The sequence below is a fragment of the Acinetobacter sp. YH12138 genome (assembly GCF_015218525.1).
In the GTDB taxonomy this organism is placed as follows: domain Bacteria; phylum Pseudomonadota; class Gammaproteobacteria; order Pseudomonadales; family Moraxellaceae; genus Acinetobacter; species Acinetobacter amyesii.
This window is the reverse complement of the sequence record NZ_CP048670.1, coordinates 3,299,789-3,317,492: the sequence shown is the minus strand read 5'-3', so window position 1 is coordinate 3,317,492 and position 17,704 is coordinate 3,299,789. Positions and strand designations below refer to the sequence as shown.

The following is a 17,704-nucleotide window of genomic DNA, read 5'->3' as shown; positions in this document are numbered from 1 at the left end:
GTGAAACCCCTATTTCAGTCCATTGTACGTAAAAAAATAATTCAACCCCGCCTAAGCGGGCAGCCATTCTAACCATCTTATCCACATCTGTCATGAACAAATCAGTCGAAATCGATCAAAAAAACGCAAATTGAGTTTAAATTTAAATTTAAATCACGTGTGGATAAGTTTATCCGCAAGCTGTGGATAAATTGTAGCACAAAGTTATCCACAAACTATCAAACTTATAAAAACATCGTTATCCACAATGTAACCATTTGTTTTTTAAATCTAAAAATACGTTTTCCACAGAAAATATCAACACTAATAATAATAAATTTAAATTTTAAAATTTGAATTTATTTATAAGATCGACCCATTCTGGGGATAACTTGATGGTTGGTTTAAATTCAAATTTAAATTCATAAAAACCAATTTCACAAATTTGAGGTTGTGGATAAATCTGTGAGTAAACTTGAAGATAACTTAAATAATTAATATATACAATGATTTAGTTTGTGAATATTTTAATTTAAAACTTTCTGACTGATTTCTAATCCTTATATTATCTTGATATATCACAGCCTAGATTTTGAAAGAAAGCGTGTTTTTCATTGACAGCTCAAGCAATGAGCACTAAAATCGCGAACCTTTACTGAAAGATCATTTGTGGAGTTTCGATATGAAACGTACTTTCCAACCTTCTGAGTTGAAACGTAAACGCGTTCATGGTTTCCGTGCTCGCATGGCTACTAAAGCTGGCCGTCAAGTATTAGCGCGTCGTCGTGCAAAAGGTCGTCACAGCTTAACTGTTTAATTTCAGTTAAGACTGTCAAGACTTGGGTGTTATGACAACACTTTACGGCTTTAGCACAGATGTGCGAATACACTGTGCTGCCGATTATAAAAGTGTGTTCGATGGTGCGCTTTTTAAAGTGCATCAACCCCATTTCTTATTTCTAGCAAAAATCTCCGAACAGCCGAATAGCCGTTTGGGTATTGTTGTTGCTAAGAAAAAAGTGCGCCGCGCACATGAAAGAAATCGAGTAAAACGACTTGCACGCGAAAGTTTTCGCCTGCATCAACAGCAGTCTAATGTATTAGATATTGTCGTTATGCCAAAAATGGGCATAGAGGCGGTACCGAATGCAGAGTTGCATCAGCAATTACAATTTGCTTGGCAAAAATTGCAGCGCCTTGCAAATAAGCATAAAAAAATAGCTACCTCCCCACAAGCGTAGAGATGACCAATGGTTCGTTTACTGCATTGGCTCATTCGTTTCTATCAGATTGCGATTAGTCCTTTATTGGGACCACGCTGTCGTTATATTCCAACATGTTCTCAATATTCTTTGGAAGCAGTCCATCAACATGGTGCTGTACGTGGAGTGTGTCTAGCTGTTCAGCGTATTTGCCGTTGTCATCCTTGGGGCGGTTCAGGCTATGATCCTGTTCCATCAAAAGCAATTCGTTTTATTTCATTTCAGCAAATAGATTCTCAAACGCTTCACGTTGCTGTACCCTTTCGTGAACGTTTATTGAACCAAAATCACTCTAACCACTTGGGGTAATACCTATGCAACAATGGGCCAGGATTGCAATTCTAGGGGCCATGTTTGTTGTCGCATATTTGCTCATTTTGGCTTGGCAGAAAGATTATGGAAATGCGGAACAAAAACCTCAGCAAAATGCTGCGGTGGTAACGCATGAAGTATCTGCCGATTTGCCAAATGGCCAGACAGCTACGGCTGCTACTGATGTGCCGCAAGCAAATAATGCTGCTACACAACAAACAACAGATGCCACTGCACCTGTTAGTCAACAGTTAATTTCAGTACAAACTGACCTTTACCATCTTTGGATTAATCCAAAGGGTGGCGATATTGTTCGTATTGAATTACTCAATCATGACAAAAATAAAGACAGCGACGAACCGTTTGTAATGCTTGAAAGCGATGCGAAACGGACTTATGTTGCTCAGTCTGGCTTAATTGGTCTTAATGGCCCTGACAGCAATCCGAAAGGACGTCCAACCTATGAGATTGAAAAATCTTCATATACGTTGAATGACGCAAAAGCTGTGAAGGGTAAAGATGGCCAAACAGCAAAAGTTTTGTCAGTACCAATGGTTTATAAAACAGCAGATGGTGTAGAGGTTATTAAAACCTTTAACTTCACTGAAGGTGAATACCCTGTTGTCGTGAATCATAAAATCGTGAACCGCAGTGCTCAGAACTGGCAAGGTCAGATGTTTGGTCAGCTTAAACGCGACAACTCTGAAGATCCAGGTAAATCTGATCAAGGTATTTTCACTTTAGGTACATTCCTTGGTGGTGCATGGGGTTCGCCTGAAGAACATTACAACAAACTTAAATTTGCTAACTTCAATGAAGAAAAATTGAATGTTGAAGCAACTGGCGGTTGGGTTGCAATGGTTCAGCATTACTTCGTGAGTGCGTGGATTCCTGGACAGATCAAATTAACGCAAGCCAATGGTCAACCTTATGCTGCGAAACTTGAGTCACGTAAATCTACCGATGATATGAACATTATTCAGTTCACTTCACCTGCAATCAATGTTCCTGCAGGAACTGTGGCAGAAGTAGATGCAACGTTCTATTCAGGTCCAAAAATCCAATCTGAATTAAAAGAATTGGCGGTTGGTTTAAACCAAACTGTAGACTACGGTTGGTTATGGCCTATTGCGAAATTATTGTTTGTCGGTCTTGAGTTTTTCCACGGTTTAGTGGGTAACTGGGGGTGGTCAATTATTCTATTGACGATTCTGGTGAAACTGATCTTGTGGCCATTGTCGTCGAAGAGCTACCGCTCTATGGCGAAAATGCGTGTGATTGCACCTGAAATGCAACGCATGAAAGAAGAGTTCGGTGAAGACCGTATGCGCTTCTCGCAAGAAATGATGGCATTGTATAAACGTGAACAAGTAAACCCACTGTCAGGTTGCTTGCCGTTATTGCTCCAAATGCCGATCTTCCTTGCTTTGTACTGGGTGTTGATGGAGTCCGTTGAACTACGTCATGCGCCGTGGTTAGGTTGGATTCAAGATTTATCTGCGATGGATCCATGGTTTATTTTGCCGCTATTAATGGGCTTAACCATGTTTATTCAGCAAAGTTTGAACCCACAACCGGCTGATCCAATGCAGGCGAAAGTCTTCAAAATCATGCCAGTGATTTTTACGGTATTTATGTTGTTCTTCCCTGCGGGCCTTGTGCTTTACTGGATCTGTAACAACAGTATTACTATTCTTCAACAAGGTTTGATTAACAAATCTGTTGAAAAAGACCGTTTAAAACGTGAAGCGGCTGACTCAGCAAACTAAGCATTGCTGATGGGCTGAATAAATCCGCTTAAGATGGTAATCTTAGGCGGATTTTTCTTTATCTGTCGTTTGAAAATTTTTAGGTGAATTTTATGTTAAACCGAACCACCATCGCAGCAATTGCCACACCGCCGGGTCGTGGTGGTGTCGGCGTGATTCGCCTGTCTGGTCCCAAATCTTATGCCATTGCAGAAGCATTAACGCAGCAATCCCTACCTCAAGCTCGTTTTGCTGGTTTCCGTAAGTTTTATGATGCATCGAATGAAATCATGGATGAAGGTTTGGTGATTTGCTTTCCAAATCCGCACTCTTTTACGGGCGAGGATGTGGTGGAGCTTCAAGGTCATGGCGGCCCCGTTATTCAAAATGCATTATTGGCACGGTTACTTGAATTGGGTGCTATTGCTGCAAAAGCGGGCGAATTTTCAATGCGCGCCTTTGAAAATGGCAAAATGGACTTGGTGCAAGCCGAGGCGATTGCCGACCTGATTGATGCCACCTCACAAGCAGCGGCACGTTCTGCGGTACGTTCATTACAAGGTGCCTTTTCGAGCAAGGTTAATACGGTGCTAGAAAAACTTATCCATTTGCGTTTGCATGTGGAAGCAGCGATTGATTTTCCTGAAGAAGAAATCGACTTTTTGGCGGATGGTAAGATTTTGGGCTTATTGGATGAAGTGGCAAGCTCGGTCCATGCTGTACAGCAGTCTGCTCGTCAAGGTCAGTTACTACGTGAGGGTTTACAAGTGGTGATTGCCGGTAAACCTAATGCAGGTAAGTCATCTCTACTCAATGCTTTGGCGGGTGTGGAACGTGCGATTGTGACGGATATTGCAGGTACGACACGTGATGTTTTACATGAAAAAATAAGCCTCAATGGTTTGCCGATTACTTTGACCGATACCGCTGGTTTACGTGAAACCGGTGATATCGTCGAAAAAGAAGGGATTCGCCGCGCAATTAAAGAAATTGAGCAAGCTGACTTGTTACTTTTGGTCTATGACTTAAGTCAGGGCGAAGATCCACTGCAATTGGCTCAAGCGTACTTCGCGGATCATATTGAACCGAAGCGTTTGATGCTGATTGGTAATAAATGCGATTTGACGGGATCTACCGCAGAAATTACCGATTTAAACGGTTTTCGACATATTCGTGTTTCGGCTAAACAAGAAACCGGCGTTCAAGCGCTTATTGATGCGATTACAGCGCATGCAGGCTTTCAACCAGAGGAAGATACCTTTATTGCTCGAACACGTCATTTAGATGCAATGAAGCGCACTCAGCGCTATCTTGCAGAAGCACGTGAGCAGTTGGTGGTTTATCATGCGGGTGAGTTGGTAGCCGAGTCTCTACGTTTGGCGCAAAATGCCTTAGGTGAAATTACGGGTGATTTCAGTGCAGATGATTTACTCGGGAAGATTTTTGGATCGTTCTGTATCGGAAAGTAATAAAACGATTGAGCTCCTCATTTCACCTATGGATAGATCCATCCAAAGCACGATGTTCGAAAACATCGTGCTTTTTTTACATCGTTTAGCGAGGGTTTGAGCCCAAAATGATTTTAAAGATCGTTCTCAGCACATCTTTCATTTTCATCCCATAAAAAGGATTGATTGCTGCTCTTTTCGATGCGGCTTCAACTTTGACTTTGAGTGTTGCATAGTCTGGAAATTGTTGCTGTTGCGAAGATTTTTCGACCGCTGACAAAATATCAATTAAAAAAGCACGATTGATTTTTGAACTTAATGGAATGGATTGATACCACTGTTTTTCAAAGCGACGATCTAAAAAGATATCGGGAATTTCGGGGCTAGTGGCATAAAACATGGCTTTGGTGCGCATACATTTGCTGCATTGACCACAATTTTTAGGTCGAGCCGTATAGTTCACACAGATCGACAGGGTTTGTAAATCTAAGTTCGATTGGCTTAAAAATGCGGTTTTTTGTGATCGCGTGACATCATCGTCGAGGGTGATTAAGACCCCCAGATCGGTTCTTCATCAATCGGTTGGATGCCGTATTTGAGCCATAGGGATGAACGAATAATTGTTGATCTAAACGGTAATCGGCTGAAATTCGATATTGCTGGTAATGTTCAAAAATCGAAGCGCAGGAAAACAGCGAAAAGATATGTGTGACATGCGAACCTTTAGGGTTACAGCCATATTTACTGTACAGCGCGTAAGCATCAGTTTTTACCACGCGACTTTGCTTAAAAACTTGGCTTCTAAAACTATGGGTCTGATCCATTAAGGCCTGAAATTTTTCATGGTCATCAAATTTATAATCCATTCCATGCACAGTGAGACAATCAGAGTCTTGTCCATTTTCAAGAAAAGCTTTGTATGTACTATATGTGGAGTCAATCCCACCGCTAAAAAAGCTTAAATTTTGAGTGGGTTGGTTTGCTGGTGGTGTTTGAATGATTGATGCAGCACTGAGCATGACTGGTTGATATAAATCAGGTAACCAAGCGGCCCAGACCGTTGAAACCTCACGTGCGGAGTGGAGGGTTTGTATTGAAATAGGTCCTTCTACATGCAGCGGGATGCCAAGGCGCATAGCAATGGGTAAAAAGCCCCAAACGATAAAATCATAGGTTTCTAATTGCGGTAAGGATTCAAAGGGTAAAATATAGTGAATATTCCCGTATTCGCTGTTGGCGATGATTTGATTTTCTGCAGTGTTAATTTGACATTGAATTTTTAGCATTTTTTAAAATTTTTGAATCACATCACACAAGATCTTAATTTAATTTGATTGATTTTTATAGGGTTTCTTAATTGTTTTTGGGTTTAAGAAGCACCCAATACAAGATGCTTCTTGAATAAGTTTAGTGGTTAATTGGTGTTCAGACTGCGGTGCCAAAGCAATAAGCCGATACACAATAAACCTACGCCAATACAAAAACCTAAAACACCGACCATCAAGCCAAAATGATCAGATAAATAACCGGCCGCAATAATTGGAATAATGGTGCCTAGATATCCAATAAATAAATAGGTCGAGATCACCGCAGCACGGTTTTGATTGTTGGTCATTTGATGAACTAAGCCAAATGCGCCTAAAAGCCCCAGACCATGACCGACACCCACTAAAATATCGCTAATAAAAAACAATGCACTCCAGTGTTGGGTCATACATAGGGCAAGAAGTGCATAGCTCAGTATTAACACCATTAAGCCGGCATTGACACATTTTTCAGAAGGAATCGATTTCGCCATAAATTGCACGACAGCGGAAACCAGCAAGATACTTGCAATGGCACTACCACTGACCAAAGGGCCATGCCATGGGATCGCATCTTTGACGAAAGAGGGTGCGAGTGATGCAAATAAGCTAAAAGAGCCAAAGGCACAAAAGGCAGTCAGTCCGGCGATATAAAATCGTGAATGATCACGCTTTTCAGGCAATTCCAAATGTGGTGCCACTGAAAAAGGCTGTGGCTCAAAGTTCGGTGTGCGAATAAAAAACAACCCAATTAGACATGCCAAACCCCCAAAGATCACAGGGATATAAGGGGTGACTAAAGGCTGTTCCGAAAATTGGGCAATCACCCCACCAATAAATGGGCCAAGACCAAAACCAATCACGGTAATGATTGAACTCAGCTGCGGTGCATTATTTTTATGCTGTTCAGGAATGGTATAGACCAAGCCAAGTATGGCTGAGGTGCTAATTAAACCCGAGGCAATCCCGATAATAAAGCGCCCGATAGATAACCACAGTGCATTACTGGCAAACACTGATAAGCTTAAACCTAAGATGATGCACGCCATACCGATTTGCAGGGTTCTTAAAAAACCAAAACTGTTACTGGTACGACCTAAAAACAGCAAGGTCGCTAGGCAACCAAACATGTAGGCAACAAAGATATAGGTGATATGACTCGGCAGCAGTCCCCAAAGTTGTTGATAAATGGGATACAGAGGACTAGCTAGCGCTGTACCAATAGTGCCCATACAGAGTGCAAGGCTCACCATGATAAACGGTCGCCAAGAGGGAGATGTGGTCATTTTAAAGTCGCAGAGGTACAGCCAATAGGGTCAATATTGTGCTGTATGAGAAAGAAGAATATATGGACTCAGTTTAATGCCGATTGTTTTCCATGGTCAAATCACAGTTGTAACGTTATCCATAGCGTTTAAGCAGTTTTACAAATTCTTCCAGTTCTGCTTCATTGATTTCAACATCTTGAGGCAATACATGATGGCGTAAATGTGCTTCGATTAATTCATTCATTAATCCATTTACAGCACCTTTGATGGCCGCAACCTGTTGTAATACCTCAATACACCCTGCTTCGGGTTGCTGTAAAGCCAGTTCAACCGCATTGACCTGACCTTGTAGACGTTTAACCCGATTTAAAATCTTTTTGTCCTGATGTAAATGACTCAACACTTTCTCCCGAAAATAAATATACTAAGGGGGAGTATATTTAAGCATAGAACCTAATGAAAACTTCCCCATCCATCCGAATTCATCATCATCAATTTGATGAAGGTAATCCACTCGCACAAAAACGGATCTTAATTGCCACTATTTTAACGGCAGTCATGATGTTGTTAGAAGTCATTGGCGGTTGGATTTTTAATTCGATGGCATTATTGGCAGATGGCTGGCATATGAGTTCACATATGTTGGCATTAGGCTTGGCCTATTTTGCCTATCGTGCGGCACGCCACTATGCTCAAGACGCTCGTTTTAGCTTTGGAACTTGGAAAATTGAAATTTTAGCGGGCTATAGCAGCGCGATATTATTGATGGTTGTTGCTGCATTTATGGCTTTTCATTCGGTGGAACGCTTATTCAACCCGGTCCAAATTCATTATAACGAAGCAATCCCTATTGCGATTTTAGGTCTGGTGGTGAACTTGATCTGTGCTTGGTTATTGCATGATGACCATCACCATCACCATCACCATCACCATCACCATCACCATCATGAGCATAGCCATGAGGAGCAGCATGATCATCATCACGATCTCAATCAGAAAGCAGCCTTCATGCATGTGGTTGCTGATGCGGTGACTTCGGTGTTGGCGATTGTGGCTTTATTTGCCGGAAAATGGATGGGCTGGGGATTTTTAGATGCGCTATTGGGGATTGTTGGTGCAGTGCTGGTCGGTAAGTGGGCCATTGGCTTGATGAAAGAAACAGGACAAACATTACTGGATGCGGAAATGGATCACCCTGTCGTTGATGAGATCCGAGAGGTTTTAATGCAATTGCCTGTCGACGTCGATGTGACCGATTTACATGTGTGGAAAGTGGGTAAAGGTCAGTTTTCATGTATTGTGGCTTTAGAAACCAGTCAGGCATTGAGCGCAGATGAAGTGCGTCAAGCGCTGTCGATTCATGAAGAAATTGTACATGTGTCTGTTGAAATTAATTCACCTGATGCAGCTTAATATGTTCCACGTGAAACGGCATGTAGCTATTGCGTAATGAACTGAAAAAAGCCCAAGACTTTCACGTGTTAAGGCTTAGAATGCTGAATCAATTAAATGTTGAAGTTCGGTCTATGTTGAAAAAAATATGTGCGTTGGCGTTGAGTACCACCCTTTCGACTTTTGCTTTGGCAGATGCGGCACACGTTCAAAAGCTCTTGGCAGAAAAGCACCCCGGTTTAAAAATTGAGAATATTCAAAGTACCGAAATGCCGGGCATATATAGTGGCTTTGTTGAAGATCAAGTTTTGTATTTGAGTGAAAATGCGGATTATGTGATCGCAGGTTCTATGATTCGTTTAAAAGATCAAAAAAATCTGACCAAACAATTGATCCTCAGTCAGCAAAAAACTGAGTGGAATAAACTTCCATTACAAGATGCGATTAAAACAGTCAGGGGGAATGGGAAGCGCCAAATCGCGATCTTTTCTGACCCAAATTGCCCATATTGTAAGAAGCTTGAAGTAGAACTGGCAAAACTCAATGATGTGACCATTTATACTTTTGTCACAGCGATAAAACCACAGTCGTTGGCGCCATCGAAGCAGATTTTTTGTGAGTCAAACCCTGCTATGGCCTGGAATAATTTAATCAATAAGGGAATTCAACCGAAGTCAGCGAAAAGCTGTGCAAACCCGATTGAGCGAAATTTAAAATTAGCAAAAAGCTTAAAATTAAATGGTACACCGGGAATTGTGTTTGCTAATGGTTCGATTTTAACAGGTGCATACCCGACTGCTGAATTAGAATCAATTTTAAAAGAGATTAAATAATTTCAAGCTGTACGATGAATAAAGTACAATTAAAAAAATACCCGTCTATAGGCGGGTATTTTAATGGCGTTATAAAAAAAACTAGACACGGGTTTTTTTCGTAACGAGATTATAGATAAACAACACGATAATCGCACCAATAACGGATGCGATAAATCCAGCGGCAGAATTTTCTCCATATAGACCTAATAAACGTCCGCCATAGGTCGCAAGTAAGGAACCTGCTATCCCGAGAAGGGTGGTCATAATGAAACCCGCTTTGTCATCTCCAGGATGGATCGCACGTGCAATTAAACCAGCAATAAAACCAACAACAATCGCAACAATGAGTGACCACATAGTAACTCTCCTTTTGTTATCATGTATTTGTTTTTTACGACATGTTCAATCTTTATCTTTAATCAAAACTAAGCTGAGCTACAGCCTAAACATGCAAAAAACTGTTGTTTTTTTGTTCTGAAATAGCCAGAAAAGTAAAAAAAAAGTGGCCTTAGGCCACTCTTAAGTATCTGATCTTGCTTAGAGACCAATTTCGCCAATAAATGGAATGTGACGATATTTTTGATCATAGTCCAGACCATAACCTACGATAAATTTATCTTCGACTTCAAAACCTAAAAATTTCACTTCGAGTTCAATCTCACGACGTGAAGGCTTGCTAACCAAAGTACAAAGCTCGATTGAATTTGGATTGCGCGTCTGTAAAATTTCTAAAACTTTGCTTAAGGTATTTCCTGAATCGATAATATCTTCAACCACCAAGACATCTTTATCTTTAATGTCGCCGTCTAAGTCTTTTAAGATTTTTACATCACGAGTAGATACGGTCCCACCGCCATAACTTGAAACGGTCATGAAGTCGAGTTCATGCGGTTTTGAAATTGCGCGGCAAAGGTCAGCCATAAAAATAACAGAACCGCGTAAAAGACCGATTAACACCAACTCTTTGTCGCTGTTAGCATAGTGTGCATCAATTTTTGCGCCAAGCTCTTTCACTTTAGCTTGAATTTCTTCAGTGGAAATCAGTACGCTCATTTGAACAGACATGGGTAGATACCTAAAAAAGCAAATCAAAAAAATAAAAAAGGTGTTGACTTGCAACACCTCTAAAGATGAACCAATTTTAATACATCTGGCTCGCAGATGCATCTTTTTTGCCGTTGAAAATGTAATCAGTTTTTCTTGGAAGTGCTGTCACGCTTGAGTAAGCACAGACAAGCGACGGTAATCAGTCCAATTTTCAACGCTGTTTTTCGTCTCGGTCGAGCCGTTTTATGCTTTGACATACGCACATTGTCCAAACACATAGGTGGCATGGATATTACGATCATCACCCATCAGCATGAGGGCAAATAAAGCATCTTCCAGATTTTTGGCACGTTGTTGACGTAAGGCTTGTAAAGCCGTGGCATTTAAATCGAGCACCACAAAATCTGCTTCTTTGCCCAAATCAAAGTTTCCAAGTTTGTCCTCTAGATCTAAGGCTTTTGCTCCCCCTAAAGTGGCATGGTACAGCGCTTCAAATGCGGACAGTTTATCGCCTTGAAGTTGTTGAACTTTGTAGGCTTCATTGATGGTTTGTAGTTGGTTAAATGAGGTGCCTGCGCCAATGTCTGTGCCTAAGCCGACTTTCACCTGTTTTTCCCATGTTTTCTTTAATGGAAATAAACCACTGCCTAGGAACAAGTTCGAGGTTGGACAAAACGCGATTGCAGAGTTGGTCTGATGCATACACTCCCACTCGGCATCTTCCAAATGCACGCAGTGCGCAAACACGGAACGTGATCCGGTCAGACCATAATGATGATAAACGTCCAAATAGCCGTTTTGCTCAGGGAATAATGATTTGACCCACGCGATTTCATTTTTATTTTCACTTAAATGCGTATGTACATAGACATCAGGATACTCGGCTTTTAGCTCCCCTGCCCGTGCCAATTGTTCAGGCGTTGAGGTTGGGGCAAAGCGAGGCGTGATGGCATACAGGTTACGGCCCTTGCCATGCCACTTTTTGATGAGTGCTTTGGAGTCGTTATAGCCACTCTCTGCAGTGTCACATAATGCTTCAGGGGCATGTCGATCCATCATGACCTTACCGGCAATTAAGCGCATCTGATGCTGTTCTGCAGCTTTAAATAAAGCATCGACCGATTGTGGATGAACGGTACAAAAAACAAGAGCTGTTGTAGTTCCGTTTTTGAGTAACTCGTTTACAAAGAACTGTGCAATTTGCTCTGCATAAGCCGGATCTTCAAATTGGATTTCAGTTGGAAAGGTATAGGTATCGAGCCATTCCAATAGCTGTTCACCATAAGCCCCCATCATTTCCGTTTGTGGATAATGAATATGGGTATCGATGAAACCCGGAACAATCAATTGATCAGGATAATGCTGTACTTCAACCTGATCTGGGAGATGGTGTTGGCCCTCAGACCATGGACCGAACCATTGAATTTTTCCGGCTTGCGTAATTAGCAAACCATCTTCGAAATAGCGCACTTGGTCGTGAATTTCACGTGCTTGGGCAACTGTATTCTGAATATCTAGAAAGCGACCACGGATCGCTGTAGATGCGATAACAGAAGACATGACATACCTGCAGTTTAGAATTTTTTCGGTTGATTGTAGCCCAATTTGGTTCAAAATACCGTTAGAGTATTTGTGAAAATGTGTTCTAAAAAATAGAACAGTTGTTTATAAGTGATTCTGTTTTTTTGTTCATTGTATTTGATTTGAATAATACAAAAGCATTGAGCTGTATACATTACATCGATGAATGAATAAAGACCATGAGTCGCAACGCTTGCTATATTGATCTCAAGAGCGCCCTTTAAAAAACGATAATGAACCCTTTAGTGAACATGAGCTATTCAGACCAATTAAAGCATAACCTGCTTCAGCATCAAGGCATCATGCAGATTTTACATGCCCTGTATGCCATAGATACACAGGCTTATTTGGCCGCAGGCGTGGTTCGTAATTTGATTTGGTCACAGCGACATCAACAACTCTATGTACTGGAAGGCACAGAAGTGGATGTGATTTATTATGCTGAAAATGATGATGGAACACAGGGTCACAAGATCCAACAACAGATGCAGTTGAATTTTCCTCACATTCATTGGGATGTTACCAACCAAGCGACAGTACACCAGTGGTATCGCTTGGAAAATGGTGAGCCGATACAGGCGCTCAAGTCGATTGAGCATGCCCTTTCTTTGTGGGTTGAAACTGCAACGGCTGTTGCAGTCCGTTTAAATGAGCTTGATCAAGTAGAAATCGTGGCACCATTTGGACTAGCTGATTTATTTGAATTAAAACTGCGTTGGAATTCAACCTTAGTTAGTCGAGCGACTTTTTTGCAACGTATAGAAGCGAAAAAATTTTTACAACGCTGGCCGAAACTCAAACTCTTGATGACGCCTGAAGCTTAGCTGATGGCTTTGTTACAGAATAAAAAAAGCCTTCTCGAAAGAAGGCTTTTATTTATCTAAGCGTTTTATAACGTGGTTTGATGGTACTTCTTACTGTGTCGGATCGATAACCACGCGGTGATGGTTAAGGTCACCACAATAAAGCCGAGTGAAATCCAAATTGGCATGTGGAAAACATCGAGCAATAGCATCTTAGCGCCAATAAACACCAGGATAATGCCTAGACCATATGGTAAGTAATGCATTTTTGATGCAGCACCTGACAAGAGGAAGAACATAGCACGTAGACCTAAAATCGCCATTAAGTTTGCCGTCAATACAATGAACGGGTCAGAGGTAACCGCAAAGATCGCTGGGATTGAGTCCACCGCAAAAATGACGTCCGATGCTTCAACCAAGATCAATACTAAAAAAAGCGGCGTTGCCCATAAGACACCATTTTGACGAACAAAGAATTTATCTTCATGCATCTGAGGGGTAATACGCATGTGTTTACGTAGCCACTTCAAAATCGCCATATCTTCGATATCTTTATCTTCTTCGTCTTGGCCTTTAAGGAATTTAAAGCCGGTATACACCAAGAACGCACCGAAGAAGTACAGCACCCAAGAGAATTCTTGAACGAACCATGCCCCAATAAAAATAAAGATGGTACGCAGTACAATTGCGCCGAGGACACCGTAGAGCAACAGTTTACGCTGCAAAGCAGGTGGAATGGCAAAGGCAGCAAAGATCATGAGCCAGACAAAAACGTTATCAATTGCAAGTGATTTTTCGAGCAGATAACCAGCGAAATATTCCATGACTTTGGTGTTTGCAACAGCGACACCAGCGGTTTGCTGTAAGTAGAGCCACAATGCACCACCGAATAAGGTAGCCACAGAGACCCATGCAATACTCCAATAGGCAGCGGTTTTGACTTTGATTTCTTGGCCTTTGTTATTTTTAAAGCCTAAAAAGTCGATGAGTAGCATGATGGTGACTAAACCGAAAAATGCCAGATATAGCCATAAAGAGCCAATCGTTTCCATGTGTATTCTCCACATCTAACAACCAGCCATAAAAAAACCTCGACCAGTTGCCAGACGAAATAAAACGCCTGAGACAACATGATCAAGGTCTTGCCTACATCGTACTGTAATGATTTTCAGCAGCGATGCTCAGATACCGACTTTTTGCAAAGTGTAATGACGATATTCTGACACGTAAAACAAGGTTTACGTTTGGAGGAGGCTACTCCCCTTGTTCAAATTTTGTTTTGGACACTGTCCAAATATGCGGCAAAGCATGACAGTTTTTAGTTCAAAGTGCAATCAGCAATTTACGAATTCATTTAATGTGCCACAGGAGGGTTAAAATCACCACGGTGTACCAACGCTAAGGCTAAAAGTGTGCCGATCACCGCGATGATTCCTCCGATCACGCCAATATAACTCAAACCGAAATGTACGCTGACCATGCCGCCCAAGAGTGCGCCACCGCCAATCCCAACATTATAAAGTCCTGAATAGATAGCCATGGCGACATCGGTGGCATCGGATGCGAGAAGCAGCGTTTTTGACTGTAATGCGAGACTAAATCCAATGATACTCATGCCCCACAATAAGCACACTGCACTTACACCTGCAAAACTCAAAGAAACAGGAAGCAACAGCAGCATCGATAAAGCCAGTGTGGCTGTACTTAAAGGAATCGCAACTTTGGGATATTTCCCACCAAATTTTCCAAAGAGATAAGAACCTAGAAAGCCTGCTGCACCAAAGATTAATAACAACGTGGTGGTTTGCATGGAGCTGAATGCAGCAATGTTGAGCGAAAACGGTTCGATATAGCTATATGCGGTAAATTGCGCGCTAATGACGATAATGGTTAATGCAAAGACCATTATTAAGCTTGGACGGCGAATAAACTGTTTTAGGCTGCTCAGCGAACCTGAGTTCAAACTCGGCAGTATTGGCAGCGTTTTGGCTAAAATCAGGCAAACGATACTGGCGCCAATGCCAATCAGAGCAAATGTATTTCGCCAACCATAGGCTTCTCCGACCATACGCCCAAACGGAATACCGAGAACCATCGCCAAAGCTGTGCCTGTGGCTAAAAGCCCCAAGGCTTGAAATTCTTTGCCTTTCGGTGCAACACGAACTGCCAGCGACGCAGTAATTGACCAAAAAAGTGCATGCGAGAAAGCAATGCCAATTCGACTGAGCAATAAAGTATTAAAGCTCCATGCGAAATACGACAGAACATGGCTGATAATAAACACCATAAATAAGCAAATCAGGAGTGATCGACGTTCAATATTTTTGGTCAATAACATGATCGGCAAAGAAATCGGCGCAACCACCCATGCATACAGCGTAATCATGATGCCGACATCGGTCGCGGCTAAGCTAAATGTTTTGCCAATATCGCTGAGCAACGCGACAGGTACAAATTCAGTGGTATTAAAAATAAATGCTGCGAAAGCCAAAGCAATCACAGCCGTCCAAGAGCCAGAAGAAGCCGTTTCGGAGGGAGAGGCAGACATGAGTGTCTTCAAATAAATAAAGTGGCTTATTTTACTATGCTCTATACACAAGCAGGAACCGATTTAAGCCCTGTGCATGCGCTTTAAATTAATACAAAAACAACAGAGTTGACCTGCATTACATGCCAATTTATAAAAAAATGGAGGAAATTTAAGATGTTTGTACAACAAGATGATGATCAAAAAAAAGGAGCTTTCTTTGTTGAGCAAGATGGGGAGCGTTTGGCAGAGATGACTTACTCATGGGCAGGCGATGATAAATTTATTATTGATCATACCGATGTCAGTGATAGCTTGCGAGGCCAAGGTGTTGGACGACATCTCCTCGATGCAGCAGTGAATTTTGCTCGGGAAAAGAACGTGAAAATTATTCCACTCTGCCCTTTTGCAAAATCTGTATTTGATAAGGATGAATCGATTCGTGATGTTCTACGCTAAATTGTACAGCGTGAGGTAGATTAATCATTTGGATAAATAAAAACAGCCTAATGGTATGGCGATCAGGCTGTTTTTATTTGAACTCTAGCTATGAAATTAAGATCGTGATTTATACAGCGATACAACCAAGCATGCTGCAGCAATCAGTAATACAAAGATGGCGATGATATAAAGGTCCATAATAAAAATATCCGGCAAATGTGATTTAATTGTTTTTTAATTAATGTGAAAGGTGTACGGATTTATTATCACATACAGTTGAATATAGGTCGTTTAAGTTCTGTACCAATCACTTTCTCGTTTGTTACACGGTGTATTTTTTCATAAAAAGGAAGAAAAAACAGTGACTATGCAACATCAAGATAATGGTCAAAAAGGTGAATTTTTTCAATTAAATGCTGAGGGTGAACGGCTCGCAGAAATGAGTTATCTATGGCGTGATGAACACAGCATTGTGGCAAATCATACATGGGTAGATGATTCCTTACGTGGGCAAGGGGTTGCTCGTGTGTTATTGGATCATTTGGTGGAATTCGCTCGTGAGAAACACTTAAAGATTATTCCAACCTGTTCTTATGTTGATGTGATGTTTCGTAGAGATAAAACCCTTGCCGATGTTCAAGCCTAAAAAAGCCCGCGATGCGGGCGTTTTATCAGTATGAAAATTTAAAAACTGCTTTGTGCTCAATTGAGCTTGAGTTTCAATAGCGTTGATGGTGTTTTGACGATATGTGGCCACAATTGTAACAAAATCGAGCAGATCAATATTCCTAAAACCAAGCTTAAACACATGATATTTAATAAAGCAAAATCATTCAGCACGAAATAAATACTGCCAATGGTCATCATCATTAGTAAATAAATAAGATAGTGAGGAATCACGGTGCGCAGTGTTATTCCTAAGATAAGCGAGCAAATCACGACATTAAAAAAATCTGAAACGCCAAAATTATTCAGTATGATCAAGGCAGCAAAATATACACAAGTGATCGATAAAAAAATGAGTAAATTTTTAAGCATGGTCGGCCTCTTTATTCATCTTCAAATGGAAATAATTTCATTGTTTTAATATGTATAAGTTTAAAAAAATGAAGGTGATATCGGTATACGTGATCTTGGTTTTCTGTTGTAAGTTAAAAAGCACATTTGATTAAAAAATATACAAATATTTACTCATCCTGTAGAACTTTCTACGTTAAAATCGTGCAAATACTTTAAGAATAAACACAATGATACAACTCTGTTATGCCAGTACACGTGTAGAACAACAATTTGATTTAATACAAGATTTAAGTGATATTTTGGTGAGAGCCCGCAGCTTCAATACCGAACAGCGTATTTTTGGCGTGCTGTACTATGCCGAAGGCCGGTTCTTCCAATGCTTGCAAGGTGAGCAAGCGGCTCTCGAACAGCTTTTTCAGCATATTGCGAAAGATACTCGCCATCGGGATATTGTGCGTTATCCTGATCAAACTATTGATCAAATCGATTTTTCAAAATGGTCGATGAAATATGTCAACCGACATAGTGAAATTGCTAGTTTGTTTCAGCGCTTTGGACATTCAAGCTTTCAACCGGACGTGCTCAATCTAGAACAAATTCAGGCGTTTTTAACGACATTGTTAAGATTAGAGAATGTTGAACAGCCGGTTAAGCTGGATTTAGGCTATAAAAACCGAGGCTATCAGCATTATTTTTAAGCTGAGTGTGAATAAAAAAAAAGCCCGCGCAGCGGGCTTTTTTTATTTTATCTAGTGGG

20 protein-coding genes are annotated in these 17,704 nt (G+C 41.1%); 11 read left to right on the top strand and 9 right to left on the bottom strand.

What is annotated here, in order from left to right; genetic code table 11:
• The first annotated feature begins 661 nt into the window (after positions 1–661).
• The 5 genes from rpmH to mnmE all read left to right on the top strand — a co-directional run bounded on the left by rpmH (position 662) and on the right by mnmE (position 4,770).
• Positions 662–796 carry a 50S ribosomal protein L34 gene (gene rpmH / locus G0029_RS16120; protein WP_000831329.1) on the top strand — a complete coding sequence of 45 codons (135 nt, stop codon included), beginning with the start codon at positions 662–664 and terminating at the stop codon, positions 794–796.
• A 31-nt stretch (positions 797–827) separates the two neighbouring features.
• Positions 828–1,220, top strand: coding sequence for a ribonuclease P protein component (gene rnpA, locus G0029_RS16115; protein WP_078189509.1), 393 nt, complete (start codon positions 828–830; stop codon positions 1,218–1,220).
• 9 nt (positions 1,221–1,229) lie between these two features.
• Positions 1,230–1,550, top strand: coding sequence for a membrane protein insertion efficiency factor YidD (gene yidD, locus G0029_RS16110; protein WP_078189510.1), 321 nt, complete (start codon positions 1,230–1,232; stop codon positions 1,548–1,550).
• Between the two features lie 5 nt (positions 1,551–1,555).
• Complete coding sequence (yidC, locus tag G0029_RS16105) at positions 1,556–3,322, top strand: membrane protein insertase YidC (RefSeq protein ID WP_180022819.1); 1,767 nt, start codon at positions 1,556–1,558, stop codon at positions 3,320–3,322.
• A 92-nt stretch (positions 3,323–3,414) separates the two neighbouring features.
• Positions 3,415–4,770, top strand: coding sequence for a tRNA uridine-5-carboxymethylaminomethyl(34) synthesis GTPase MnmE (gene mnmE / locus G0029_RS16100; RefSeq protein WP_180009134.1), 1,356 nt, complete (start codon positions 3,415–3,417; stop codon positions 4,768–4,770).
• 85 nt (positions 4,771–4,855) lie between these two features.
• Here the strand turns inward: mnmE and G0029_RS16095 are convergent, their stop codons facing one another.
• From G0029_RS16095 to G0029_RS16080, 4 genes are all read right to left on the bottom strand, one after another.
• Positions 4,856–5,164, bottom strand: a complete 309-nt coding sequence (locus G0029_RS16095; RefSeq protein ID WP_180110248.1) for a hypothetical protein — start codon at positions 5,162–5,164, stop codon at positions 4,856–4,858.
• Positions 5,165–5,282: 118 nt separating this feature from the next.
• Positions 5,283–6,035, bottom strand: coding sequence for a hypothetical protein (locus G0029_RS16090; protein ID WP_180110249.1), 753 nt, complete (start codon positions 6,033–6,035; stop codon positions 5,283–5,285).
• 128 nt (positions 6,036–6,163) lie between these two features.
• Positions 6,164–7,339 (bottom strand): MFS transporter, encoded by a 1,176-nt coding sequence (locus G0029_RS16085; protein ID WP_227591844.1) that lies wholly within the window; start codon positions 7,337–7,339, stop codon positions 6,164–6,166.
• A gap of 115 nt (positions 7,340–7,454) precedes the next feature.
• Positions 7,455–7,721 (bottom strand): metal/formaldehyde-sensitive transcriptional repressor, encoded by a 267-nt coding sequence (locus G0029_RS16080; RefSeq protein ID WP_180009138.1) that lies wholly within the window; start codon positions 7,719–7,721, stop codon positions 7,455–7,457.
• A gap of 56 nt (positions 7,722–7,777) precedes the next feature.
• Here G0029_RS16080 and dmeF point away from each other — a divergent pair, with 56 nt between their 5' ends.
• A complete protein-coding gene (dmeF, locus tag G0029_RS16075; protein ID WP_180011576.1) occupies positions 7,778–8,734 on the top strand; it encodes a CDF family Co(II)/Ni(II) efflux transporter DmeF in 957 nt (318 codons plus the stop codon).
• Between the two features lie 113 nt (positions 8,735–8,847).
• Positions 8,848–9,546, top strand: coding sequence for a DsbC family protein (locus G0029_RS16070; RefSeq protein WP_180110255.1), 699 nt, complete (start codon positions 8,848–8,850; stop codon positions 9,544–9,546).
• Positions 9,547–9,627: 81 nt separating this feature from the next.
• Here the strand turns inward: G0029_RS16070 and G0029_RS16065 are convergent, their stop codons facing one another.
• The 3 genes from G0029_RS16065 to guaD all read right to left on the bottom strand — a co-directional run bounded on the left by G0029_RS16065 (position 9,628) and on the right by guaD (position 12,135).
• Positions 9,628–9,885 carry a GlsB/YeaQ/YmgE family stress response membrane protein gene (locus G0029_RS16065; protein WP_180027157.1) on the bottom strand — a complete coding sequence of 86 codons (258 nt, stop codon included), beginning with the start codon at positions 9,883–9,885 and terminating at the stop codon, positions 9,628–9,630.
• A 180-nt stretch (positions 9,886–10,065) separates the two neighbouring features.
• Positions 10,066–10,593: a hypoxanthine phosphoribosyltransferase gene (hpt, locus tag G0029_RS16060; RefSeq protein ID WP_078194457.1), complete on the bottom strand. Its 528-nt coding sequence runs from the start codon at positions 10,591–10,593 to the stop codon at positions 10,066–10,068.
• A 225-nt stretch (positions 10,594–10,818) separates the two neighbouring features.
• A complete protein-coding gene (gene guaD, locus G0029_RS16055; RefSeq protein WP_180109496.1) occupies positions 10,819–12,135 on the bottom strand; it encodes a guanine deaminase in 1,317 nt (438 codons plus the stop codon).
• A gap of 254 nt (positions 12,136–12,389) precedes the next feature.
• On the opposite strand from guaD, the gene G0029_RS16050 reads away from it, so the two are divergent.
• Positions 12,390–12,980: a nucleotidyltransferase family protein gene (locus tag G0029_RS16050; RefSeq protein ID WP_180110250.1), complete on the top strand. Its 591-nt coding sequence runs from the start codon at positions 12,390–12,392 to the stop codon at positions 12,978–12,980.
• A gap of 65 nt (positions 12,981–13,045) precedes the next feature.
• On the opposite strand, the gene G0029_RS16045 is transcribed toward G0029_RS16050, so the two are convergent.
• Together G0029_RS16045 and G0029_RS16040 are read right to left on the bottom strand one after the other, a co-directional pair.
• Positions 13,046–14,011 (bottom strand): TerC family protein, encoded by a 966-nt coding sequence (locus tag G0029_RS16045; RefSeq protein WP_180095140.1) that lies wholly within the window; start codon positions 14,009–14,011, stop codon positions 13,046–13,048.
• Between the two features lie 302 nt (positions 14,012–14,313).
• Positions 14,314–15,507, bottom strand: a complete 1,194-nt coding sequence (locus G0029_RS16040; protein ID WP_180110251.1) for a sugar transporter — start codon at positions 15,505–15,507, stop codon at positions 14,314–14,316.
• Between the two features lie 156 nt (positions 15,508–15,663).
• On the opposite strand from G0029_RS16040, the gene G0029_RS16035 reads away from it, so the two are divergent.
• The 3 genes from G0029_RS16035 (at position 15,664) to G0029_RS16025 (ending at position 17,645) form a co-directional block, all read left to right on the top strand.
• The gene (locus G0029_RS16035; RefSeq protein WP_078194462.1) at positions 15,664–15,945 is read left to right on the top strand and encodes a GNAT family N-acetyltransferase; all 282 of its coding nucleotides are present in this window, start codon (positions 15,664–15,666) and stop codon (positions 15,943–15,945) included.
• Positions 15,946–16,288: 343 nt separating this feature from the next.
• Entirely contained in the window at positions 16,289–16,573 is a 285-nt protein-coding gene (locus G0029_RS16030; protein ID WP_265088146.1) for a GNAT family N-acetyltransferase, read from the top strand.
• Between the two features lie 601 nt (positions 16,574–17,174).
• The gene (locus G0029_RS16025; RefSeq protein ID WP_180064149.1) at positions 17,175–17,645 is read left to right on the top strand and encodes a BLUF domain-containing protein; all 471 of its coding nucleotides are present in this window, start codon (positions 17,175–17,177) and stop codon (positions 17,643–17,645) included.
• Positions 17,646–17,704 lie beyond the last annotated feature (59 nt).